This window comes from Streptomyces sp. NPDC017202 (assembly GCF_044331705.1).
Lineage (GTDB): Bacteria > Actinomycetota > Actinomycetes > Streptomycetales > Streptomycetaceae > Streptomyces.
This window is the reverse complement of record NZ_JBIRNP010000012.1, coordinates 78,104-100,532: the sequence shown is the minus strand read 5'-3', so window position 1 is coordinate 100,532 and position 22,429 is coordinate 78,104. Positions and strand designations below refer to the sequence as shown.

24 protein-coding genes and 1 pseudogene are annotated in these 22,429 nt (G+C 72.3%); 24 read left to right on the top strand and 1 reads right to left on the bottom strand.

Going from position 1 to position 22,429, the window contains the following annotated elements:
- Positions 1-25 precede the first annotated feature (25 nt).
- The 4 genes from ACH4N1_RS23200 to ACH4N1_RS23185 all read left to right on the top strand — a co-directional run bounded on the left by ACH4N1_RS23200 (position 26) and on the right by ACH4N1_RS23185 (position 5,173).
- On the top strand, positions 26-1,396 hold the full coding sequence (locus tag ACH4N1_RS23200; protein WP_398099691.1) for an ATP-binding protein: 1,371 nt from the start codon (positions 26-28) through the stop codon (positions 1,394-1,396).
- Positions 1,397-1,589: 193 nt separating this feature from the next.
- Positions 1,590-3,062, top strand: a complete 1,473-nt coding sequence (locus ACH4N1_RS23195; RefSeq protein WP_398099689.1) for an SCO6880 family protein — start codon at positions 1,590-1,592, stop codon at positions 3,060-3,062.
- 106 nt (positions 3,063-3,168) lie between these two features.
- Positions 3,169-3,630 (top strand): DUF6238 family protein, encoded by a 462-nt coding sequence (locus ACH4N1_RS23190; protein ID WP_398099687.1) that lies wholly within the window; start codon positions 3,169-3,171, stop codon positions 3,628-3,630.
- A 28-nt stretch (positions 3,631-3,658) separates the two neighbouring features.
- On the top strand, positions 3,659-5,173 hold the full coding sequence (locus tag ACH4N1_RS23185; protein WP_398099685.1) for a VirB4 family type IV secretion system protein: 1,515 nt from the start codon (positions 3,659-3,661) through the stop codon (positions 5,171-5,173).
- 146 nt (positions 5,174-5,319) lie between these two features.
- On the opposite strand, the gene ACH4N1_RS23180 is transcribed toward ACH4N1_RS23185, so the two are convergent.
- Positions 5,320-5,793: a hypothetical protein gene (locus ACH4N1_RS23180; protein ID WP_392249205.1), complete on the bottom strand. Its 474-nt coding sequence runs from the start codon at positions 5,791-5,793 to the stop codon at positions 5,320-5,322.
- A 650-nt stretch (positions 5,794-6,443) separates the two neighbouring features.
- Between ACH4N1_RS23180 and ACH4N1_RS23175 the strand changes: the two genes are divergently transcribed.
- The 20 genes and pseudogenes from ACH4N1_RS23175 (at position 6,444) to ACH4N1_RS23080 (ending at position 22,428) form a co-directional block, all read left to right on the top strand.
- Entirely contained in the window at positions 6,444-6,872 is a 429-nt protein-coding gene (locus ACH4N1_RS23175) for a hypothetical protein (RefSeq protein ID WP_398099683.1), read from the top strand.
- A 32-nt stretch (positions 6,873-6,904) separates the two neighbouring features.
- Complete coding sequence (locus tag ACH4N1_RS23170) at positions 6,905-7,141, top strand: hypothetical protein (protein ID WP_398099682.1); 237 nt, start codon at positions 6,905-6,907, stop codon at positions 7,139-7,141.
- Between the two features lie 528 nt (positions 7,142-7,669).
- The gene (locus ACH4N1_RS23165; RefSeq protein ID WP_398099680.1) at positions 7,670-7,798 is read left to right on the top strand and encodes a hypothetical protein; all 129 of its coding nucleotides are present in this window, start codon (positions 7,670-7,672) and stop codon (positions 7,796-7,798) included.
- 234 nt (positions 7,799-8,032) lie between these two features.
- Positions 8,033-8,173, top strand: coding sequence for a hypothetical protein (locus tag ACH4N1_RS23160; protein ID WP_398099678.1), 141 nt, complete (start codon positions 8,033-8,035; stop codon positions 8,171-8,173).
- Positions 8,174-8,211: 38 nt separating this feature from the next.
- Positions 8,212-8,670: a hypothetical protein gene (locus ACH4N1_RS23155; protein ID WP_392249210.1), complete on the top strand. Its 459-nt coding sequence runs from the start codon at positions 8,212-8,214 to the stop codon at positions 8,668-8,670.
- Entirely contained in the window at positions 8,667-9,083 is a 417-nt protein-coding gene (locus ACH4N1_RS23150; protein ID WP_398099676.1) for a hypothetical protein, read from the top strand. Before ACH4N1_RS23155 ends, ACH4N1_RS23150 begins: the two co-directional genes overlap by 4 nt.
- A 924-nt stretch (positions 9,084-10,007) precedes the next feature.
- On the top strand, positions 10,008-10,229 hold the full coding sequence (locus ACH4N1_RS23145) for a hypothetical protein (protein WP_392249223.1): 222 nt from the start codon (positions 10,008-10,010) through the stop codon (positions 10,227-10,229).
- Positions 10,230-10,428: 199 nt separating this feature from the next.
- The gene (locus ACH4N1_RS23140; RefSeq protein ID WP_398099845.1) at positions 10,429-11,562 is read left to right on the top strand and encodes an AAA family ATPase; all 1,134 of its coding nucleotides are present in this window, start codon (positions 10,429-10,431) and stop codon (positions 11,560-11,562) included.
- Entirely contained in the window at positions 11,559-13,349 is a 1,791-nt protein-coding gene (locus ACH4N1_RS23135; protein ID WP_398099674.1) for a hypothetical protein, read from the top strand. The genes ACH4N1_RS23140 and ACH4N1_RS23135 overlap by 4 nt, the downstream gene beginning before the upstream one ends.
- A 35-nt stretch (positions 13,350-13,384) precedes the next feature.
- The gene (locus ACH4N1_RS23130; RefSeq protein ID WP_398099672.1) at positions 13,385-13,882 is read left to right on the top strand and encodes a hypothetical protein; all 498 of its coding nucleotides are present in this window, start codon (positions 13,385-13,387) and stop codon (positions 13,880-13,882) included.
- Positions 13,883-13,979: 97 nt separating this feature from the next.
- A complete protein-coding gene (locus ACH4N1_RS23125; RefSeq protein WP_355647423.1) occupies positions 13,980-14,417 on the top strand; it encodes a hypothetical protein in 438 nt (145 codons plus the stop codon).
- Positions 14,414-15,022 carry a relaxase/mobilization nuclease gene (locus tag ACH4N1_RS23120; protein ID WP_398099670.1) on the top strand — a complete coding sequence of 203 codons (609 nt, stop codon included), beginning with the start codon at positions 14,414-14,416 and terminating at the stop codon, positions 15,020-15,022. The genes ACH4N1_RS23125 and ACH4N1_RS23120 overlap by 4 nt, the downstream gene beginning before the upstream one ends.
- 728 nt (positions 15,023-15,750) lie before the next feature.
- On the top strand, positions 15,751-16,506 hold the full coding sequence (locus tag ACH4N1_RS23115; RefSeq protein ID WP_398099668.1) for a hypothetical protein: 756 nt from the start codon (positions 15,751-15,753) through the stop codon (positions 16,504-16,506).
- A gap of 338 nt (positions 16,507-16,844) precedes the next feature.
- On the top strand, positions 16,845-17,231 hold the full coding sequence (locus tag ACH4N1_RS23110; protein WP_398099666.1) for a hypothetical protein: 387 nt from the start codon (positions 16,845-16,847) through the stop codon (positions 17,229-17,231).
- Entirely contained in the window at positions 17,228-18,031 is an 804-nt protein-coding gene (locus tag ACH4N1_RS23105; protein WP_398099664.1) for a DUF317 domain-containing protein, read from the top strand. The genes ACH4N1_RS23110 and ACH4N1_RS23105 overlap by 4 nt, the downstream gene beginning before the upstream one ends.
- A gap of 26 nt (positions 18,032-18,057) precedes the next feature.
- Entirely contained in the window at positions 18,058-18,411 is a 354-nt protein-coding gene (locus tag ACH4N1_RS23100) for a hypothetical protein (protein WP_398099662.1), read from the top strand.
- Complete coding sequence (locus tag ACH4N1_RS23095; protein WP_398099660.1) at positions 18,402-19,223, top strand: DUF317 domain-containing protein; 822 nt, start codon at positions 18,402-18,404, stop codon at positions 19,221-19,223. The genes ACH4N1_RS23100 and ACH4N1_RS23095 overlap by 10 nt, the downstream gene beginning before the upstream one ends.
- A gap of 371 nt (positions 19,224-19,594) precedes the next feature.
- Entirely contained in the window at positions 19,595-19,819 is a 225-nt protein-coding gene (locus ACH4N1_RS23090; protein WP_398099658.1) for a hypothetical protein, read from the top strand.
- Between the two features lie 2 nt (positions 19,820-19,821).
- Positions 19,822-20,349, top strand: a pseudogene (locus ACH4N1_RS23085) (DUF317 domain-containing protein); the annotation flags it as partial.
- A 288-nt stretch (positions 20,350-20,637) separates the two neighbouring features.
- Positions 20,638-22,428: a type IV secretory system conjugative DNA transfer family protein gene (locus tag ACH4N1_RS23080; protein ID WP_398099844.1), complete on the top strand. Its 1,791-nt coding sequence runs from the start codon at positions 20,638-20,640 to the stop codon at positions 22,426-22,428.
- Position 22,429: the final 1 nt, after the last annotated feature.

Genomic DNA, 22,429 nt, shown 5'->3' with positions numbered 1-22,429 from the left:
ACCACACGAAAGGAGGAGCAACCCCGTGGGTTTCTGTGACTTCCCCCTGGCGGACAAGCTGTGCGCCGTCGGCGGCGCGGTCGACTTCGCCACCGACCCCGGCAAGGCCATCGGCGACTGGATGGCGAAGTCCGCCGGCGAACTGGCCGCCGCAGCAGCCGATCTCGCCGCCGAGGCCGTCAACACCACCACCAAGGTCGACCTGAACGCCTCGTGGTTCGTCGACAACTACGAGATGCTGCTGCCCCTGGGCCTGGTCCTGCTGGTCGCCACCTTCTCCGCACAGCTGGTCCGGGCCGCCATCCGACGCGACGGCCAAGCCCTCACCCAAGCCTTCACCGGCACCATGTCAGGCGTCCTGTTCGCCTTCTGCGCCATCTCCCTGACCACCGTCGCCATCGAAGTCGTCGACGCCATCAGCGACGGACTGTTCAAGGCCGCTAACCTGAACATCGAGACGGCCGTGCGCCGCATCGTCAAGGTCAACCAGATCGGCGCGCTCTCCGGCCTGGGCTGGCTCGTGCCCGTCGTCGCCGGACTCGGCGCCGCCATCGGCGCGTTCCTCTACTGGTGCGTGATGATGGTCCGCAAGGTCGGCATCCTCGTCATGGTCACCCTCGCCGTCTTCGCCTCCGCCGGCGGCGGCTGGGAGGCCGCCCGGCGCTGGCGCAAGGGCTGGATCGAAGCCACCGCCACCCTCGTCGTCTCCAAGCTCCTGATGACCGTGATCTTCGTCCTCGGTATCGCCGCCATGGGCAAGACCGAGGCCAAGGACGGCATCGCCGCCCTGGCCGACGTCATGTCCGGCATCGTGATCATGGTCCTGGTGCTGCTGTGCCCGTACGCCGTGTTCAAGTTCGTGCACTGGGCGGCGGACGGCACCGATGGCGAGTCCATCCACCGTGCCGGCGGCGCCGGAGCCCAGATCGCCAAGGCCCACGCCGAGAAGGCCGCCCGCAAGGCCGCCGCAGCCGCAGCCACCGCAGGTACCGGTGGCGCAGCCGCCGGAGCGGGCGCCGCACCGCAGGGTCCCGATGCCGGCGGAGGTTTCCCCGGCGACATCGCGGCCAATCCGACCGGCGGAGACGACGCAGGCAAGGAAGGCCCGCAGGGCGGCGGAACAGGCGCCTCACCCGGTGGCGACGCCCTCAAGTCCGGACTGGAGAAGGCCGTCCAGCCCGCGCCGACCAGCGTGTCCGACGACACCAGCGGCCAGGTGGGCGGCAGCCCCGGGCCGGGTGGAGCCGGGACGAACGCCGCCTCCGGACAGGGAGGTGGGTGGCAGTCCACGCCGCCGACCACCACCCCACCGCCCCAGGGCGCGCCCCCGTCCTCCGGATCGCAGAACGCCCCGTCCAGCGGGTCGAGCACACCGCCGCCTCCGGCCGGCCTCTGACCCCCTGCCCGAACACCGGGGGCGGGGGGGGGGGGGCCCCCCCCCCCCCCCCCCTTCGCCGACCGCCCGGTCCCGGGGGTCGCCCACCCCCCCCCCGCCGGCCGCCCCCCCCCCCCCCCCCCCACCCCGGGGGGGGGGGGGCCCCCCCCCCCCCCCGCCCCCGGATTCCACCCGCGCCTCCAGGACCCACTTCATGACTGATCTGTCCGTCGCCCCGGTCACGGTGAAGTTCCCGCACCGTTCCCGCCGCGGCATCCTCCTCGGCCTCTCCCTGCCCCAACTTCTGCTCGTGTCCGCCACGCTGGCTGTGCTGCTGCTGACCGTGATCTCCACCGGGCTGCTCGGCGCCGTCGCCCTGGCCCCTCTGTGGGCGGCGTCCGGCGCGCTCGTCGCCATCCGCCAGCACGGACGATCTCTGATCGACTGGGCGCCGATCGTCACCCGCTACGCGCACCGCCGCCGCACCGGTCAGACGCTCTGGCTCGCCCGGCCCGTCACCCGGCCCCGGCAGGACGGCATCCTGCACCTGCCCGGCACCACCGCATCCCTGAAGGTGGTCACCCCCGGCGACTCCGCCAACGGTGCCGCGGCCGTCCACGACCCTCACCGGCAGACCCTGACCGCCATCGCCCGCGTCAGCTCCCGCGCCTTCGCCCTCCTGGACCCCGCCACGCAGAACCACAACGTCTCAAGCTGGGGCCGCGCGCTGGCGGGTATCGCCCGCACCGGGCACATCGCCACCGTGCAGGTCCTGGAGCGCACCGTTCCCGACAGCGGTGACACCCTCACCCGCCACTGGACCCACCACGGCCAGCCTCAGACCCCGGTCGCCGGGCAGATCTACTCCGAGCTGGTCGCCTCCGCCGGACCCGCCGCCGCACCGCACGAGACCTACCTCGCCATCTCCCTGGACCTCAAGGCCGCCCGGCGACTGATCAGCCAGGCCGGCGGCGGGCTGCCGGGGGCGTTCACCGTCATGGAGCAGACCACCGCCTCCATCGCCCAGGCCGCCCGCAACGCTGGCCTGACGGTCACCGGGTGGCTGACCGCGAGGGAGATCGCCGCCGTCATCCGCACCGCCTACGACCCGGCCGCCCTCGCCGCCCTCCAGCAGTGGTCCGAGACCGGCCGCGCCGAGGCCGACCCCGCCGCCGCAGGCCCAGTCGTCCAGGTCGAGGAGTACGACCGCCTCGCCACCGACAGCGCCCGCCACGCCACGTACTGGGTGGAGAACTGGCCCCGCACCGAGATGGGCGCCGGATTCCTGCACGGGATCATGTTCACCGCCGGCGTGCGCCGCAGCCTCTCCCTGATCTACGTTCCGCAGGCCCTGGAGTCCGCGCTGCGCGACGTCCAGCGGCGGAAGGCCGCGATCATCGCCGACGCCAACGAACGCTCCCGCCGCGGCCAGGTCGACAGCGAGGAAGACTCCGTCGAGTACGCCGACGTCAAGCAGCGTGAGCGCCAGCTCATCGCCGGGCACGCGGACGTGGCCCTGACCGGCCTGGTCACCGTCACCGCCGACACCGACGCCCTCCTGGACGCCGCCTGCGCACAGATCGAAACCCACGCCGTCACCTCCGGCGTCGACCTGCGACGGCTCAACTACCAGCAACCCGACGCCTTCACCCTCAGCGCACTGCCCCTCGCCCGCACCGTCCTGTGAACCCGCCCCCTGTTCAACGGTCGGCGTCCCTGCCCACAGCCCTTCGCTCATCCGCGGCGCAACCACCCGTCGCCGCCCTGCCGCCCGGCAGGAAGGACCACCACCTTTGACCTCCCCCGCACCCCCGGAGGACGCGCACCCCTACCTGCGCGCAGCCAGCGCCGGAGTCCGCCACCACACCCGCGCCCTCCGCCCGCCGGACGCCCTACCGCCTCGGCCGGCCGACCGGCAGCACCTGGACGCACTCCACGGCCACCTCACCGCCCTGCTCCACCTTCTGGACCGCCTCGCCGAGAACACCCGCCCGCCCCACCCGACCGCCGGCCGACACCTGGCCACCGCGCACACTCACCTCTGGCAGGCCACCAGCGACGTCCACAACGCCTTCCACCTGCTGCCCACCGGCACCGCAGCGGACGCCGAACAGAGCACCTGCAGCCCCGACCGACTGCCCGAAGGCCCGCCGGTGCTGACGATCTGCCAGCGCCACCTCGCCGCCGGACACGTCGTCCGCCGCAAGACCACCCCCAGCGACCTCCGCGCGCACACCACCGCCTGCGTGCGATGAGCACCACCCGCAGAATCGAGGGCCCCCGATGAGCCACCGGCCCGCCCACCGCGCACGCCGCGCCTCCGCTTCCCCGCTGTTCACCCCGCACGGCACCGACCGCGCCAGCCGCAAGGCCGCCCGCCGCCAGCTCGCCGAAGCCACCGCCAAGGCCCGCGCCGAAGCCGGCACCCACTCCGCCCAGGCCACGAGCCCCGAGCACGAGATGCCCGCCCCGCTCCACCCGGCCGGCGGACGCCCCGGCCCCGCCTCCGCCCGCGGGAACCGACTCAAGCTGCCCGCCCACCGCATGACCACGGCGGTGGCCGCCGGCGCGTACCCCTTCCTCGCCGAAGGCGGCCTCGGCGCCGAGGGCATCTACATCGGCCGCGATGTCCACGCCGAAGCGAGCTTCGTCTTCGACCCGTTCGCCCTGTACGGCAAGGTTGAGGGCTTCACCAACCCCAACCTGCTGCTCGCCGGCGTCATCGGCCAGGGCAAGAGCGCGCTCGCCAAGTCCTTCGCGCTGCGCTCGATCGCCTTCGGCTACCGCGTCTACGTCCCCTGTGACCCCAAGGGCGAATGGACACCCGTGGCCCAAGCCCTCGGCGGACGGTCCGTCGCCCTCGGCCCGGGTCTGCCCGGACGGCTGAACCCCCTGGACGCAGCCCCGCGACCAGCGAGCGTCTCCGAAGCGGACTGGGCCGGGGAGATCCGCAAGCGGCGACTGCTCCTGCTCGGCTCCTTGGCCCGCACCGTCCTGGGCAGAGACCTGATGCCCATGGAGCACACCGCCCTCGACGTCGCCCTCGACGCCGTCGTCACCCGTGCCGACGCCACCGGCCGCACCCCGCTCCTCGGCGACATCGCCGCCACGCTCAACGACCCCGACGCCCTCGATGAGGCCGCCGGGATGATGTCGGGGCGGCTCGGCGACGCCGCCCGCGACCTCGCCCACGCCATGCGCCGCCTCGTCTTCGGCGACCTGGCGGGCATGTTCGACGCTCCCTCCACCGTGAACTTCGACCCGACAGCGCCGATGCTCACCATCGACCTCTCCCGCCTCGGCGGCTCCGGCGACGACACCGCGCTGGTCCTGGCGATGACCTGCGCCTCCGCCTGGATGGAGAGCGCCCTTTCCGACCCTGACGGCGGCCGACGCTGGATCGTCTACGACGAAGCCTGGCGCCTGATGCGCCACGTCGGCCTGCTCCAGCGCATGCAGGCCCAGTGGAAGCTCTCCCGCGGCCTGGGCATCGCGAACCTGATGGTGATCCACCGCCTCTCCGACCTGCTCACCGCCGGCGACGCCGGATCACAGGGACGCGCCCTCGCCGAGGGCCTCCTCGCCGACTGCTCCACCCGGATCATCTACCGCCAGGAAACCGACCAGCTCCACGCCGCCGCCACCCTCCTCGGCCTGACCTCCGTCGAGATGGACGCCATCGCCCACCTCAACCGCGGCCGGGGCCTGTGGAAGGTCGCTGGACGCAGCTTCATCGTCCAGCACCTCCTCCACAGCCACGAACTGGCTCTCTTCGACACCGACGCCCGCATGCACTGACACGGCGTCGAGTCCCCAGAGGGGGAACAGGCCCGCGTCGACATGGCCAGTATCGCGCCCTCGATCAAAGCCGTCCTTCACGAGGGCATCGACGACGCGGACTACGTCACCATCCGCAACGCGGGCGGGACAGCCTTTGATCATGGTCAGCTCCTGCATTGCTCCATTCGAATCGTCGTCGCATCGGGATCCGCAAGCAACCCGCCCGGCTGTTTCGGATTGGCCAGCCCTGTAGGTAGCGGTACTTCGGTCGCGGCCAGTGCGCGATTGCTGGCGTGGCGGACCCAGAAGGTGCCATCCGACAAGACGAAGTGGACTCCTCTCAGAAGCCAGTCTTCCCCAGGGTTGCGGCGGGTGGCCTCATCTTTGACAGCAGCTTCCGGCACCGATATGGAAGTGCAGGGCGGCACCACCCCAAAATAGATGTAGTTGGCCCAGCTGGATTTCTGTTCCTTCATCTCACGGGTCTGCAAGAACATGGTCACCAAAACCGGGTCCAGAGTCCGATTGGCCACGGTGATGCTCTCACCGCCGTCTTCCCACCACGTTACGCGTGAGGCTGCGGCTCGCTGCTCCTTCTCGCCATCCTCCTTGGACTGCGCGAGCTGGTCGTCAGCCACTTGAGCCGCCTTGTACGTCCCCCACGCTGTGATGGCCAGGCTCGCGGCTGCGACCACCGCAGCGAGAACGGCGGTATGACGCGCCCAGTCAGATCGCTGGTACCAGCGTCGAAGCCGAGCCCAGGCTCCCGAAGCCCTGGCTTCTCGCGCATGTGGGAGTGGCGGTCTCGCCGCCACCTGTCGGACACGTAACCGGGGCCGCCTTGGGGGCACTTGTCCTCACAGGAGTCCTATTTTACGGATGGTGGAACAATGAGCTACCACGAAAGCGACCCGAGCGGCACGAGAATGCACTCTTAGAGAAGCCCTCGCTGCCTACCGCCAGGTGACAGCGGACGGGCCCACCACCACCCCCAGCCCGCGTGCCATTCCCACGCCGTCAGCAGCTGCTCGCCGTACTCGTCGGTGACCGAGATGCATGCGGCTCGCCCCGTCGAAGAGCGCCATCTGCCCTCGCCTTCCTCGACGCAGCCGGCTTCCACGTCCAGCAGGCCCGGACCCGAAGACTTCCCCGACACCGACGAACGCTCGAAGGACTACCTCATCACCTCGCATGACCCAGACTTCGACTTGTACGACAACGCTGGCCGTGACGCCGATCAGATCCATGTGGCCCGCTACAACCTCGCCACCCGCGGCGACCTGAAGCGGTGGGCACGACGCGACGCAGCGCGCTTCCGCACCGCGCACCCGCTGCCCGACCCTCCTGGCAGGCACCCGACCTCACCCCGTACCTGGGAGCCCTCGCCGCGGCTCAGACCTCGGCGGAGATGGACGCGGTCACCGACCACGTCCTGGATGCCGCCGAACCCGCACTGCGCGCCCTGAGCGACTACCTCGCCGCGGCTGCCCGGTGGAAACAGGAGAACCGCGGCGCGGCCAAGAGACCACCCTCGAACCTGCTGATGACAGCGGCCAGCCGGGCCCTGTCGGTCCTGGCCCTTGCCGACGAAGCCGGCGTGAACAGGCTGCGGTTCGCCTACGACCCGGCCCTTGAGACCTCGACCGGCCTCCCGCAGGGGACTACCGCAGGCCCGCCGCCCTCTCCCCCGTCACCCGGTACCGCGCCGCGCCGGTAGCTCCCCGCCCCGCCCCCACACCCGGAGTCCCCTTGGCCCGACCCCCTCACGAGAATGCCGCCGAATGGGCCGAAGCCCGGCGCCGCCAGACCGAACACGACGACCTCATGGCACAGCTCGCCGACCGCGATGCCGAGATGGAGCACGACTTGAGCGTGGCCTGCGGCGCCTGCGAACTCGACTCGCACCAGGTGCCGGAGACCGACTTCACCCGCCGTCCGGCTCCGGGACACCGGCCGGCGTCCCGGAGGAGGAGCCGTGGCCGCTGACGAGCCGAACCCCGTGAACGCCGGCACAACCCTTGCGCCGCTGCCCGACCACCGCAATGTGGCGGAACGATGGTGGCAGGAGCTGTGGCGTCGCCACACGCACATCACCACACCGCTACGTGCCCGCGGACTGCCCTGCGACATCGAGTTCGGCCTCAGCACCTACATCGTGCGCGTCTCGCTCCCCGACGACAGCTACCTGACCATCAGCCCACCGCAGGAGCCTCCCTCCGAACGCCGTCCCGGAGACCCCGAGGGCTGGATCGTGACACGCGAGGACCCCTACATCGTGACGCAGTACGCAAGCGGCAGATCAAGGTCCACGACGAGACCGGCACCCGGTTCGGGAGCCAGGCAAGCACCGTCCTCGACGAAGCCCCCAACCGCTACGAGGACGCCTACGCCCTGAAGACCGCTGACGGCGGCGCACTGGTCCTCTTCTCCCACACGCACGCCCAGACCGACACCGTCGCGAACTCCGGCCTGCAGCTCAACCCGGGCAAGGACGACCGGGCCTGGCTCCACGACGTGCCTCGCACCTCCATCCGGTACACGTTCGTGCGCGACGACGCCGCCACCGTCCCCGCGAAGGCCGAGCCCTCCCGCCTGATCGGCTACACCTGCGCCCGCACCGACGCCTCCGGCCCCCGGTCCTGACCCAGTTGCATCGCACTTAGGACCTCGCACGGCCGATCGCTGCCCTTCCCCGCGGCAGCCCAGTCTCTTCCGCGCGTCCCCTGGAGTACGCCTGTCCACCCATTCCTTCATCGCGCGCCCCACCACCGGCACCGGCTACAGCGGCATCCACGTCCAGTTCGACGGGCTGCCCAGCCATCACCTCCCCTCCTCCTGGCCGCCTACCAGCACCGCTTCGGCCGCGACCTGGAGGCCATGTCCCGCCACCTCATCGACGGCGAGCGCTTCCTGCGCCAGGCCCGGCTGAGCGCGCCCCACCCCCGCCCCGTGCTCCCCGTCGCCGCCCCGGCGGCCCACACCACCACCTCCGCCCGTCCCGCCCAGCGCGGCCACTGACCACCGCCACTTGACCACGTCAGGAGAAGCACGCCCCCTTGCAGCCCGGCACTCACTTCGCCTTCGGCACCCACCCCGAGCACGGCTTCGTCGCCTCCTCCACCGCCTCCCTGCCCGCACACCTCACCCACTGGTTTCTTGAGCGGGAGCAGTTCGAGCCCGTCCCCGACAAGCCGGGGCTCTACCGGCTCAGCGAGCCCGAGCGGGACGGAGCCCGCCGCACCCGCCAGGCCGTCCTGGACCTGCGCAGCCACGGCTACACCGTGCAGGCCGACATGGGCCTGGATCCCCAGCAGTCCGCAGCGGCTGCGCGCCCGACACGGCCCAACGGCCTCCTAGAGCGCCGTAGCCGCCTCGCACAAGCTGCCGCCGGCCGGACCACCCAGCACGCCACCGCGCCCACCACCTCGCCCCCCTCTGCCCGGCCGATCCCGCCGAAGCCCACCTACGCACCGACCGTTCACCTGACCGCCGCTGGAACGGGGCGGTCCCGATGACAGAGTCAAGCCCCTTCCCGGACGGCTCCCCAACGGTGGTGAAGGACGTCATCGAAAGCGCCCGCACCTTCCGGCTGCGGATGGCGGTCATCGACCACGAGTACGAGGTCGCGCTCGACACGACCCGCTACAGCTTCGGCCGCACCGTCCACGCAGGCGCAGCGGCAGCCGCACGAGCAGGCCGCGACGAAGCGGCGGTCGAGGCGTACGCCACCCACCTCGCCCCGCACGCCGAGAACCTCCTGGACGTCGCCCGCCACGCGCTCGACGAACTGCCGCCCGCGCGGCACCTGGCCGGGTGGCGGGCCGTCCTGGACGGCCTGTCCGCCACCACCGCTGAGATCCGCCGTGCCCTCGACCGGCCGACAGCCAGCCCCTCGGCGGAGCGGGCCTGGCCACGGCCATCGTCGTAACCGGCGGGCTGAGCACGCCTCCCCTGGAGGCCGGACTGCGGGCCCTGTGGCCCAACGTGTTGCCCGACCCCCGCCTCCGCCACGCGGCCCTCGCCCTGGACACCGGCACGCAGGGTCTGCTCTACATCGTCGGCCCCCCTGCTCGTGGCGGCGCTCGCCTGCACGCACAGCCCCACCACCGCGCTCGCGGTCACCGCTGTACTCGGCATGGCCGGTACCGCCGCGGTGGCTCTCGCGCCACCGTCACGACGCTGGCGTCCGGCCCCGCCCGCTCAGGTACCGGCACGCGAGACACCGCGACTGGCCAGTCCCGCACTGGTACTGCTCTTCGCTTCTCTGGTCGGCATCGGCTTCGCGATCGGCGCCATGAACGTCTGGGCGGTCTCCATGGCCGAGCAATACCGCCAGGAGATGCTCTCCGGGATCCTGCCCGCCTCGTTCTCCACCGGCAGCTTCCTGGGCGGCCTCCTCTACGGCCACAGCACCACCATCAGCCGGCTGGTCACCGTCGCCGGTGCGTTCGTGGCCGGGTGGCTGCCACTCCTGTTCCTCCCCGGCCCGTACGCGGCCACCGTCGCGGTCGCGGTGCCCGGCGCGTTCCTGACCGTCGTGGTCGCCTGCGCCTACGTCACTACCGACACCCTCGTACCCGCAGCCCGCACCAGCGAGGCGTACGCCTGGCTGATCCTCTCGATCGGCGTCGGGCAGTCCGCCGGCACTGCCCTATCCGGGCGCCTCGCCGAGCAGCCCCTGGCGAGCGCCGTGCTCCCCGCCGCCGGCGCCGCCTTCGCGCTCGCCGTTCTGTTCGCCGCACGCCGCTGGCTCGTACCACCACGCCCAGCCGACAAGCAGCCCACGCCCCTCCCCGTTACCGCCACCACCGATAGGAGATCCGCCTTGCCCGACACACCAGCAGAGCCGTTCCTGACGATCCGGCACGCCATCACCGGCGAGATCACCACCACCGGCTACAACGCCGCCGCCCGGCGGATCCTGCTCCAGTCCGGCTTCGAAGAGACGCCAGGTTGCGCCTGCGGAGCGACGGAACCCGGCACGGAGCGGACACACGGGCCTGCTCGGCAGCCAGCGAGCTGTTCGTCGCCAGCCATCCCGTGCACCTGCACCAAGCCCTCGGCCGGCCGGTGAACGCCGATGGCAACCCCTCAGTTGGCCCGGTCCCCGACGTCGCCACAGCCCGTGATCCGCTCCGAGAGCGGCCAGCCTCTCCAGCGCATCGCCAACCCGCCCGCACCCGCACCCGCACCCGTTGAGGGGGCCTCGTTTGACCACACCCGTTACGCCTACCAGTCCGGCGCGCACCAAGGGCGGCGAACTACGGGCCAAGGTGGCCCGACTGCTGGCCGACCGGCCGACGGACATGCTCACCATCGGGGACATGGCCAGGCAGCTGGGCCACTCCCACGGCGCCGTCCGCAACGCCGCGCTCACCCTGGTGCGACGCGGCGAAGCCGACCAAAGCGGCACCGGACAACCGGAGTTCCGCGCGAACGCGAAAACCGCCGCAGCGGCGCAGACCGCTGTGATCAGCCCTCCGGGCACCCACGCTCCCCGCGCCCAGGCGGCCACGGCCACTCCGGCCACAGCCACGCCTCGGCAGACCGGCCCGATCCGCCGCGCAGGAGGCCAGCTCTACCACCCTCGGGAGCTGGCCGATCTGCCCGACGTCGAGGCGCTGAACCGGCTGCGCGACGCCGACGTGCCGGTGCTTCTCTATGGCCCTCCGGGCACCGGCAAGACGAGTCTGGTCGAGGCGGCGTTCCCGGACCTGCTCACCGTCGCCGGCGACGGCGACACCACAGTCGGAGACCTGATCGGCGAGTACACACAGGCCGACGCGGGAGGCTACGTCTTCCAGTACGGTCCGCTGGTCACCGCGATGACCGAGGGCCGCGCCCTGCTGATCGACGATGCCACCTTGATCTCACCGAAGGTCCTGGCGGCGCTGTATCCCGCTATGGACGGGCGCCGGCAGATCCAGGTCAAGGCCCACAAGGGCGAGACCATCAAGGCCGAGCCGGGCTTCTACGTGGTGGCGGGCCACAATCCGGGCGTGCACGGAGCGGTGTTGACGGAGGCGCTCGCGAGCCGGTTCAGCGTGCAGATCCAGATCGGCACAGACTATGACCTCGCCCTGGCGCTGAGGATCGATGCCCGGGTGGTCCGGGTCGCCCGACACCTCGCCCACCAGGTCGAACTCGGCGAGCTGGGCTGGGCCCCCCAACTCCGGGAGCTGCTCAGCTACCAGAAGACCGAGGCCGTCCTCGGCACCAAAGCCGCGCTCGCGAACCTCGTCGGCATCGCTCCGGTGGAGGACCGTGGCGCCGTCGCCGACGCCGTCACCAAGGCCGTCGGCATCAAGAAGATCGCGCCCCTCACTCTCGGTAAGCAGCTCCCCTCCTCAGCAGCCCGGCAGCCCCCAGGCAGCGCCGGCTCCGCACACCGGGGCCGCTCGCGATGAGCGCCCACCACCACGTCCAGTCCATGCCGGACGACGACGGCGACCTCGCGCGATGGGACGACGACGGCGCCCCGCCCGCGCAACCCCGCACCTCCCCTAACGCGTGGCTGCGCGTGGGAGCCGAACTCGGCGACCGGCTGGTCGCCCTCTCCGGCCGCCAGGACCTCCTCGTCACCTGCCGCCCCGGCACGCGCAGCGGCGCGCCGGCCGCGTTCTTCCCCACTCTGGGCGAGGTCGAGTTCGATGCCAGCCTGTTCGCACCGCTGAAGCCCCACGAGATCCATCCGCGGATCGTGGGCGACGAGGAGCGGTACCCGGCCGCCTGGGGCGTGTTCGTCCACGAGGCCGCGCACGCGGCCCACTCCGTCTGGACGGCTCCTGCCGGGGCGAACCCCCGTGTCATCGAGGCCGCGCTCCTGCTGGAGGAGAGCCGTGTCGAAGGCGCACACCTGATCACGCGGCCCACGGACCGCACCTACCTGCGCACCAGCGCCAGGACCCTGGTCATGCCCGACATCGCCCACCCCAACCTCCAGGGCATCGAGCACGCCGCCGGTGTGGCGGCCCTGATCCTCGGCCGCCGTGACGTCGGCATCCTGGACGCCGGCGAGACCCGGGCCGTCGCCGATCTGTGCAAGAAGGTGCTGGGCGCAGACCTGCTGGCCACACTCACCCGCATCTGGAGCGCAGCGCACCAATGCGCCGACCACGAAGCCACGACGATGCTCGCGCACGGTCAAGCATGGTGCGACGCTCTGGACATCGCGGCCCCCGCCCTGCCCGTGCCGGAGAATCTCACCGATCTGCTGTCAGGCGCCGTGGGGGTCGTCATGGACAGCACGGCAGCCACCGACGCCGCCGACGTCGCGGCTCAGGCCGCAGCGGCCAACGCCGTGGCCGCGCAGTCCAAGGCGCAGGCTCAGGACCGCGCCCAGCGGGCCGGCCAGCGACGCAAAGCCGCTGCCACCGCCAAGTCGGTCTTCAACGCCCGTGGCGCCACCGTCTCTCCCGACGGCACACCGGCGCCCTCCGGCAACCCGGTCACCGGCACTCGCAGGCCCACCGCCGCGGAGAAGAGTGCCGCCGCGCGCCTGAGCCGCGCCCTGCGTGCCGCCGCCTACCGCGAGCGGACCGAGGAGCGGACCACCAGCCCCACCCCGCCCGGCCGCCTCAACATGCGCGCGGCCCTCGCCCGCGACGCTCAGCGTGCGGCCGGGTCGGTCCCCACCGCGGAACCGTTCACCCATACCCGCCGCCGCAACTCCCCCACCCCACCGCTGCGTGTGGGTATCGCCGTCGACGTCTCCGGCTCCATGCGTGCCGCCTGCGCGCCCGTCGCGTCCGCCGCCTGGATCGTGGCACGCGCAGCGGCTCTGACCGACCCCGAATCCCTTACCGCCACCATCGCCTACGACAGGCACCTGACCGCACTGATCCGACCCACCCACCGAGCACCAGAGCGCGTGACGACGTTCGATGCCACCGGCGGCCACCACAACCTCGGCGACGCCATCGACGCGCTCGACCACGGCCTCGAACTCAGCCGCCCCGGCGCCGGCCGCCTGCTCGTGATCGTCACCGACGCACGGTACGGCAGCGACGAAACCGCTCAAGCCGTCACCCGTGTCAAGCAGCTCACGACCGCCGGCTGCGCCGTCCTCCAGCTCACCCTCACCGCGAAGTCCCACCACTTGCCGGGAACCACCTTGCTCCACCTTCCCCAGCCCTCCAGCGCTCCCGTCGCCATCGCCAAGGCGGCCACAGACGCCATCCGCAGAACACGCTGAGACAAGACAAAAAGATAGAAAGCAGGAACAACCACGTGGCAGTACGCACGGCCTGGAAGATCATCCACAGCTGTGGGCACGAAGTGACCCACGACCTCTCCAACCGTCCAGCCGACCGGCGCGCCGGATTCGCCCGCTGGCTAGCGACGAAGGACTGCACCGACTGTTGGAAGGCGTCACGCGACGCCGACACCGAATCCAAGGAGGAATGGCTCGCGGCCAGGCGCGCCGCGGAGCAGGAGGCAGCCCGAGCGTGGGCGAAGCGATTCGACATGCCGCCGCTGGAGGGACCCGAGAGGGCTCTGGACTGGGGCGAGCGCTCCCGCCACCAGCTGATGAAAGGCGCGCACACGGCGCTGGTCGTGGAGGGGACTTGGGACGAGGCGGACTGGGCGGAGCTGGAGGAGAAGGCCCGCGCCGTGACCCGGGCCGGCTGGTGGATCGACCAGCGCGATGCCGAGGGCTCTGACCTGCTCGAACTTCTGGAAGCAGCCGGCGATGACGACCTCGGCACGGAGAACCCCTTCCGCTGAGGCCGGGGCAACATAGCCGGACAACGCCGGTTAGCCAAACCGGCGTTCCTGCGGACCATTGATCCTCCCGCCGTTCCCCCGTGTGGAAGGACTCCGCTTGCTTCCCCCGCCCTGGACCCCGCCGCCCGCCCCGGTCCTCGCCCTCACGCCCGACCCGCTCACTCCCACCCGGGACATCACCCACGCCCACTTCCAGGCCGGCGAGACGGTCGTCGTGCTCAAGGGGGTTGCCGGCGGGGAGCTGTGGGGAGACGCGATGCGCATCGTCGCCCCGTCCTGGCACACCCCCACCGACGAAGACGGATGGCGGCTGCGCGACCCGACCGGCGGCGCCCAGACCTACACCACCGGCCACCCCCGCTACCTCGTGCACCTCTCGCGCCGCTGCCCCGACTGCCTGATCCACCTGCGGGCCATGGAGGACACCTTCCTGCCTCGCTTCGCCGACCGCGAGGAAGTGATCGACTGCGGCTGGTACACGACCACCGCCCTGGGCCAGCTCGTCCACCTCGCCGACGCGCGGGGCGGCCGGTGATCCCCCGCCTGCACGAGCGCACGCACCGCTCCCACGGCCCCCTCGAAGAGGCGCTGGGCCGGCCGGTCTCGCCCAACGAGGGCCTGACCGACCACACGGTCGTCGCCCACTGGCCCGGCCTGGACCACTTCACTCTGGACGACGAGCAGAAGACGTGGACGGCCACCCAGTGGGCCGAGCACCTTGAAGACCCGTACCTGGAGCACCCGTTCGCCGCCAGCCCGGACAACGACCGGCAGGCGATCCTCCACGTGGACGTCCGCCTGCATCCGCAGGACCGGGATCTGTTCCCCGTACGCACCGGCCACAGTGCCATCCCAGCTGCGCCCACGGCATCTGCCCAGCTCGCCCGAGTCCTCACCCAGCTCGCCGAGGAACAGGCAGGCCCGCTGGCCACGGTCCGCGGACTGATCGAGCACACCGCCCACCGTCTCGAACGCCAGCCGGGCCCCGCCGGTGCCGAAGCGGCACACGGCCTGGAGCTGATCGCCCGCCGCCTGCACGCCATCCAGCAGGACCTGGACACCACCGCAGCACGCTTGGTCCAGCCCCGCACCGCCGCACTTCCCCCGCCTGCCCGGCGCTCCGCCCACCGATCACCGTAGGAGAGGCCCCTCTGCCCTCGACCGACCGCTTCCTGAACATCCGGCGCGACCCGCACTCCGGCGAACTCCTCGCCCGCGGCGGCGACCCCGAGGCGCACAGCGTCCTGCAGCGCACCGGCTTCGTCGCCGTCGTCCGCCTCCACGAGACCTACCACCGCACCCCCACCGGCCTGAACCGGGACGACGAGGCCCGCCTGGCCACCGGCGCCGGCGCCCGCCTGCGGGCGCTCGGCTACCGCGTCGACTGCGACAAGGACCTCGACACCGACGCCCGCCCCGCCAGTTACCCCACGCTCGGCTCCTCCGTCGCCCACGTCGCCGAGCGCATCCGCGAGGCCACCACCACCGACGAGGCGGCCGATGCGCTGACCGAGCTGACCGCCCCCGGCGACGGCATCCTCGCCGCCCTGCACGAGGTACTGACCGCCGCCGCCGACTTCCACGATCACCTCGGCCAGCCGGCCGACCCCTACGTCGCCCGGCGCCTGCGCTACCTCGCCGAGAAGTACCTCCACCTCATCGGCACCGATCTCGCCCACACGCGCAACGCGCTCGCCGACCGGCACGCCCCGCACCCCGGCCGCAGCACCTGCACCGGTGAAGTGCCGGCCGCCGAACAGGAGCGCTCCGCCGTGTGCGCCCGCCCGCCTCCGCCCCGTACGCTCCCGGCCCCGCCGCCCCCGCTGGCCGCCGCGATGCGCCGCTGACCTCCCACCCGCAAGGACACCATGCACGACCCCACCTCCGAGCGCCTCGCCTCCTACGCCGACGTCCTCGCCGGCGAACTCCCCGACACCTGGACCAGTGCTCATCTCCCCGCCGATGCCAAGGACGACCTCGCCGAGCTGGCTGAACGGATCTGGGACCTGGACCTGGTCGCCGCCTCCCTCGCCGAGCACCCGCTGGCCGAGGCCGCCGTCCTCAGCCGCCCGGACGGCGCGCAGTTCGCCGTCCTGGACCGGCACGACGGCCGCGACGGGTTCCTCATCGCCGCCCTCGCCTCGTCGGCCCTGCCCGACGAGGCGTACCGCGCGGTGGCCGAACCCAACGGCATCGCCCTGACCGACGACCCGTTCCTCAGCGCGGAACAGATCGCCGACGACCTGCTCGCCCGCTATGACCGCGCCCTCGCCCAGGCCCGCCACAACGCCCTGGCGTCCGTCCAGCCCTCCCAGCCGGACCGAGTCGTTCTGACCTGGCAGGTGGACGGCAGCATCGTCGCTGCCCCCGCCGACGACCGCGCCGGCGCCATCCTCACCGCACACGGCTTCGTCCAGGACCCGCCCAGCGGCATCTACCGCCTCGCCGGCGACGACACCCAGGCCCAGGCCCGAGCGCTGCGCGCGATCGGCCCGCGTCTCGACGCGCTCGGCATCGACACCGCTCTCCAGCACCCCGCGGGCCGCAGCGCGCCCACCGCCGCGCCCGCTTCGCCACCGCCCGTTCCGGCCGGCTACCGGTCGCAGGCCGTCCGTTCTCGGTGAGGGTCCGCCGCCCGGCCACGAACCCGATCTCTTCGCACGACTCGGCGAAACCGCCGACTCCGTAGGGGCCCGGGTGGTCCCGGCACCGCGCCGGGCCACCCGGGCCCACCGCTCGATACCTGGAGCACCCCGTAGCAAAGCGCACACCCCCGCCCATCAGTGCCCGGCGCAAGCCGCGACTGGCCACGGCCCTCTTCCGCCGCTATCTGCGCGCCTGCCTCCCGACCGGCCCCGACCGACCCTTCCCGCTGGCAGGCGCCCGGCCCGAGAACGTCCTCGCGGGACCCAGCGCATCGGCTACCGCCACCACCACTGACCGCCCACCCACCAGGAGGAGCATGTCCCACCCCGTCCCTCAGCCGGTGAAGCTCGCCGACGACATCACCCGCCAGCTCGGTCAGCTCGCCGACCACCTCTCCCAGCTCCCCGCGCCGCAGGCCGCTCAGGTCATCGCCCGCGTCCTCGACCCGGAGGCCGGTGTCCTCGGCGGCGTCACCCACCTCGTCATCACCGGAAGCCACTTCGCCAAGGGCGAGGCCGAACGCGGCCTCCTCCCCGCGGAGGTCTGGCTCGCGCTCGGCCGAGCCGCCAACGAACTGCACGACATCAACCTGGACATGGACGAGCACCAAGACCTCCTCAAGGACCTCAGCGCGCGGCCGGCCACCACCGCGGCGGCGAAGCCTGTGGCTCCTGCGCCGTTCGTCGCCCGGCGACACCGGTGAGCAAAAAGCAATGGCAGGGCTGGGGACCGGGCGAGCGGGCGGAGCAGCACTACCTCGTCCAGCCCCGCGCTCTGGCTGGCGGAGGCGACGTCCGGCACATCTCGGAGTTCCTGCGCGCCTGCGGATGGCGGGAGAAGTCCAAGTCCGGCGGCCCGCTGCTCATGGAGAGTCCCAGCCGCGCGTTGCGCGTCGCCTACGACCCCTACATCATCCCCGGTGGATGGACCATCCACGGCAAAGCCGACGCGCTCAACGGTGAGTGGTCGGCGCACCTGGGCCACCAGACGCCGGTGGAGATCGTCGCGGGCCTGACCGACGCACTCACCCGGCCCCGCTCCGCTCACGCGCCCAACGTCTGGGCGCCGCTGCAGGAGCAGCAGTGGCAGACCCGCTCCGAGGGCGAGCACTACGTGGCCACCAGCCCGGACGGCAGCGCGAGCCTGCGCTACCAGCACAGCCCCGACGGTTCGGCGACGTGGTGGGCCGGAGCGAGGGACACGCAGCACAACGGCTGGACGGCCAGCTTCACGCCGAACACCCCGATGCAACTGGTGCAAGCCTTCGCCACCGAACTCGCCAACCCCGAGCCCGTCATGCGCCCGCGCGGGCGCGTGCCGAGCAGCGCGCAGATCCGTACCTGGTCGGTCTCCGTCACACCCTCCCAGCTCGGCGCCTGGCAGCAGGCCCGGATCACCGCCGCCCGCGCCGCCACCTGGGCCCGTAACAGCGTCCACAACGCCCGCCCCCGCACCAAGACCCGCACGCAAGCCCCCGCCGGCGGCACCCGAACCCGCCGCTGAACCCCCGCCCGCCTTCAAGGAGCACGATGCCCGCCCCCACCCCGGACGCCCTGAGCACCCTGACCGACACCCTCTCGGACCTCACCGAGTACCTGCGCGAGAACCCCGACCCCACCGAAGCCCTCGCCCTGATCGAGCCGCTCCTGGACGAGTACACGGGCCTGCCCGTCCAGTTCGCCGACACCCTGCGCGCCCTCGCCCGCACCGTCCAGGAGCACCAGACCGCCGCCGGCGCGGCACACGTCAGCCTCCTGGTCGCCGAACTGCGCACCGCCGCGTGGGAACAGAGCGACCAGCACACCCTCCAGTACGTCCTGGACGAACTGCGCGCACTGCACCAGGCCGCCCAGAGCGACCCGGAGTGCGGCGCGTGCCGCTGAGCGAACGCCAACTCGCCGCCTTCGCCGACAAGCACGCCGGGCAGATCCCCTTCGACACCAGCCCCCGCCACCTCGCCGGCCCCGGCGACGCCCGCCACGTCACCCACGGCCTGGCCGCCGCCGGATGGACCACGCTCTCCGACCCCCTCGACGCCGAGATCGTGATGCGCAGCCCCGATCACCGCTACCGCCTGCAGTTCGACCCGCAGTCCACCACCTCCGCCTGGTGGCGGCTGCGGGCCGAGAACAGTGACAACGGGCCCGGCTGGTATGCCGAGTTCGGTGAACGCGTGCCGGCCGAGGTCCTCGCCGGCCTCACCAACGCCCTCGTCGCACCCGCCTCGCCGCACCAGGACCCCTGGGAGCCGGTGACCCGAGTGGGCTGGCGACGCGCCGAGGCCGGCGCGGCGCACTCGCCGGACTTCTTATGCCACATCGAACGGCGCCCGATGAACGAGTTCCGCGTCCATCCGTCCTGGCATATCGAGGCCCGAGACGCCCGCGACGCGCAGTACCCCGGCCCGCGCATCTGGCACGCCTTCCTCGACGAGCACGTCCCCGACCGCCTCGTCGGCGCCTTCCTCACGGCGCTGACCGAGAGGAGCCCGCTGCAACGCGGCATGCTCGACCGCACCGCCCACCACAGCGCCGTCAAGGAGCCGAGCCCGCTGAGCCCACAGCAGGTCGTCGAGGCCCACACCGCCCGGATGACGGCGATCCGCGCACAGGCCCGCGCCGCACGCCGCCGGCAGACCACCCCCGCGCCGCCCCCGCCGCACACCGCAGCCGTCCAGCCGACCGCCCAACGCTGAACCGGAAGGACCACCTCATCCCCCGCACCCTGAACCACCGCCGCACCTCGCTGCGGCGCCTCAACCGCTACCTGCGCAACAGCGACCGAATCCTGGCCTCCTGGGACGCCTACACGGAGTTCAACACCGACCTGGACGGCTGGCCCTTCGACGATGACGCCTACGGCCGCCGGGCCGCCGTCCGCGACTCCGACACCGCCGCGGCGTTCACCACCACCCGCGCCGGAGCCCGCCAACTCCTGGCCACCGCACGCCTCCAGCTGCAGCACCTACCCGCCCACCTCACGCGCAAGAGCTGGCCCGGACAGCTGAACATCCTGGAGCAGGCGCTGAACCGCCTCGACGCTCTGGACGCGCAGTGGCGCCAGACCGTGGCCCAGCTCCCCGAGGGCGCCGGACCGGGGAGCGAGGCGTACGACGACGCGCTGGACGAGCACCACGCCGAGTGCTGGAGCTACCTGGACGACTGGGCCTGCCACGGCCGCGCCATCCTCGACATCCACACCGCCACCCGTCGAGCCGGCCCCCAGCCCAAGCGCCCGCACCTTCCGGTTCTCACGACCCGGCACGGCGGCTACCGCGCGACGAGGCGGTGACCATGCCCTCCACCGCGGACACCGTCGAGGTCGACTTCATCACCCCGCGCCACCTCGCCGGTGGGGGCGACCCCGCCTGGATCACCGTGCCCCTCCACCGCGCCAGCGGCTGGAGCCACGGCGATGACCCGCTGATGCCGCGCGTGCTGCTCTCCAGCCCCGACCAGAAGGCCCTCCTGTGCCTGGAGCCGGCCCCCGACGGCCAGTGGTGGACCCTCCACCACACCGCCGAGCCCGGCCGGCCCGCCTGGTACGCCAGCTTCGGCGCCCGCACCCCCGTCGAACTCATCGCCGCTTTCACCGACGCCCTCACCGACCCAGCCCCGCCGGCAGCTGAGTCCCTCGACCCGTTCGGACCGCTCCGGCAAGTCGCCTGGAATCCCCCTGCCGCCGGCGCCGACGGCCTCGTCTCGCCCGACGGCACCGCCTACGTCCAGCGGCTGGGCAGCGCAGAAGAACCGGGCTCCTGGTTCGTCACCGCCACCCTCGCCCCGAACCGCCCGCCGGTGTGGCAGGCGCGCTTCGGCACCCACACCCCGCCCCACCTCGTCACCGCGTTCACCGCCGCACTGGTCGACCCAGAACCCGTGTACCGCACCGGCGAGCAGAGGCTGCCGACCCACAACCCCAGCCTCGTCGCCCGCAAGTACGTCGACGTGCCCGCGGCCTCCCTCGCCGCCGCGCTGGAGGACCGCGTCCGCTCCCCTCGCCGCCCGGCCCGCCGACACGCCGCCGGCCCCCATCCCCGCACGGCACTCGCCGCCGCAGCGCGGTCACAGCCGCTAGCCCTCCCGTCCCCGCCCGGAAGCACCCAGCCCTTGCCACCCTCCTCCACGAGCAACACCGACGGGTACGACCTCGCCCTGCGCCTCCTGCTCGGCCTGGCGGCCCTCGCCATCCCCCTCGCCCACCTCGCCTGGCTGTGCGGCAACCTCACCGCCACCCTCACGGGGGCTGCGTGGGCGCCCTACCAGCCCACTGCCGCCCTGCTCCACCCCGAGCAGGTCTGGCCCACCGCAGGAGAAACGTCCCTGCTGGTCGGCGCCCGCATCGTGCCCGTCGTCCTCTTTCTGGCCCTCGCCGCCGTGGTCGGCCTCCTGTGGGCCCGGCACAGGAGCTCGGGCGGTGGCCGGAAGAAGAAGATCACCGACATGGCCAAGGCCCGGGACATCGAGCCCCTGATGTCCAAGGCCATCACCGACAAGGCCCGCTCCCTGCGACCGAGCCTGAAGAACGCCAAGCACATCGACGCCAAGGACACCGGCATCCTCCTGGGCAATCTGCAGGGCACCAGACACGAGGTCCGGATGGGGTTCGAAGATGTCGCCGTCGCGATCATGGCGCCCCGCTCGGGCAAGACGACCTCCCTCGCGATCCCCTCCATGCTCAACGCACCCGGCCCGGTCCTCCTGACGTCGAACAAGGCCGCCGGCGATGCCTTCACCACCGCCTACGAAGCGCGGGCCCAGGCCGGGGCGGTGTGGACCATGGATCCGCAGCAGATCGCGCACGCCGCCCGCGAGATGTGGTGGAACCCCCTCGCCGATGCGAAGACCCTGGACGGGGCGAACCGGCTAGCCGGCCACTTCCTCGCCGCGTCCGTGGACGCCTCCCAGCAGGGCGACTTCTGGTCCAAGGCCGGCAGCAACATCCTCTCCCAGCTCCTGCTGGCCGCAGCGCTCGACGAGCGCCCGATCACCGACATCATGGCCTGGCTTGCCTTCCCCGCCGACCGCACCCCGCTGGACATCCTGCGCGACCACGGCTTCACCGCCGTCGCCGCTCAGCTCAAGGGCACCGTGGAGGGCCCGCCCGAGACCCGGGACGGCATCTACGAGACCGCCCGCCAGTACGCCGCAGCCCTCCTGAACGCGGAGATCGCCGCGTGGGTGACGCCGCAGAAGGACGTCGCGGAGTTCCGGCCGGAGCAGTTCGTCACCTCCACCGACACCCTCTTCCTGCTGAGCAAGGACGGCGGAGGCGGCGCGTCGGCGTTGATCGCCGCGTGCGCGGACTCGGTGATGCGGGCCGCGACCGCTCAGGCCGAACGCGCCGGCGGGCGACTGGACCCGCCCATGCTGGCGATCCTCGACGAGGCCGCCAACGTGTGCAAGATCAGCGACCTGCCCGACCTGTACTCCCACCTCGGCTCCCGCGGGATCATCCCCATCACGATCCTGCAGTCCTATCGGCAGGGCCAGAAGGTCTGGGGGGACGCGGGCATGGACGCCATGTGGTCCGCCTCGACGGTCAAGGTCATCGGCTCCGGCATCGACGACCCGGACTTCGCCGACAAGCTCTCCCGCCTGATCGGCGACCACGACGTGCAGACCACGTCCACCTCGCACTCGGACTCCGGCAAGAGCACGTCGGTCTCGATGCGTCAGGAGCGGATCCTGCCCGCCGACGCGATCCGCGCCCTGCCCAAGGGCACCGCGCTCTGCTTCGCCACCGGCATGCGCGCGGCCATGCTCGATCTACGGCCGTGGTACCGAGAGCCCGGGGCGACAGAACTGTCCGCCGCGTCCGACCGCGCGTCGCAGGCAATCACCAGCCGCGCCGTCGCGAAGCACAGCCCCGTGCAGTCCGACTGCGGAAAGGCCGTGTGAG

Excerpts from the sequence above, each read along its gene's own strand:
- ACH4N1_RS23195 (WP_398099689.1), top strand. The coding sequence starts at position 1,590 with ATGACTGATCTGTCCGTCGCCCCGGTCACGGTGAAGTTCCCGCACCGT.
- ACH4N1_RS23185 (WP_398099685.1), top strand. The coding sequence starts at position 3,659 with ATGAGCCACCGGCCCGCCCACCGCGCACGCCGCGCCTCCGCTTCCCCG.
- ACH4N1_RS23160 (WP_398099678.1), top strand. The coding sequence starts at position 8,033 with ATGTCCCGCCACCTCATCGACGGCGAGCGCTTCCTGCGCCAGGCCCGG.
- ACH4N1_RS23150 (WP_398099676.1), top strand. The coding sequence starts at position 8,667 with ATGACAGAGTCAAGCCCCTTCCCGGACGGCTCCCCAACGGTGGTGAAG.
- ACH4N1_RS23135 (WP_398099674.1), top strand. The coding sequence starts at position 11,559 with ATGAGCGCCCACCACCACGTCCAGTCCATGCCGGACGACGACGGCGAC.
- ACH4N1_RS23115 (WP_398099668.1), top strand. The coding sequence starts at position 15,751 with ATGCACGACCCCACCTCCGAGCGCCTCGCCTCCTACGCCGACGTCCTC.
- ACH4N1_RS23110 (WP_398099666.1), top strand. The coding sequence starts at position 16,845 with ATGTCCCACCCCGTCCCTCAGCCGGTGAAGCTCGCCGACGACATCACC.
- ACH4N1_RS23100 (WP_398099662.1), top strand. The coding sequence starts at position 18,058 with ATGCCCGCCCCCACCCCGGACGCCCTGAGCACCCTGACCGACACCCTC.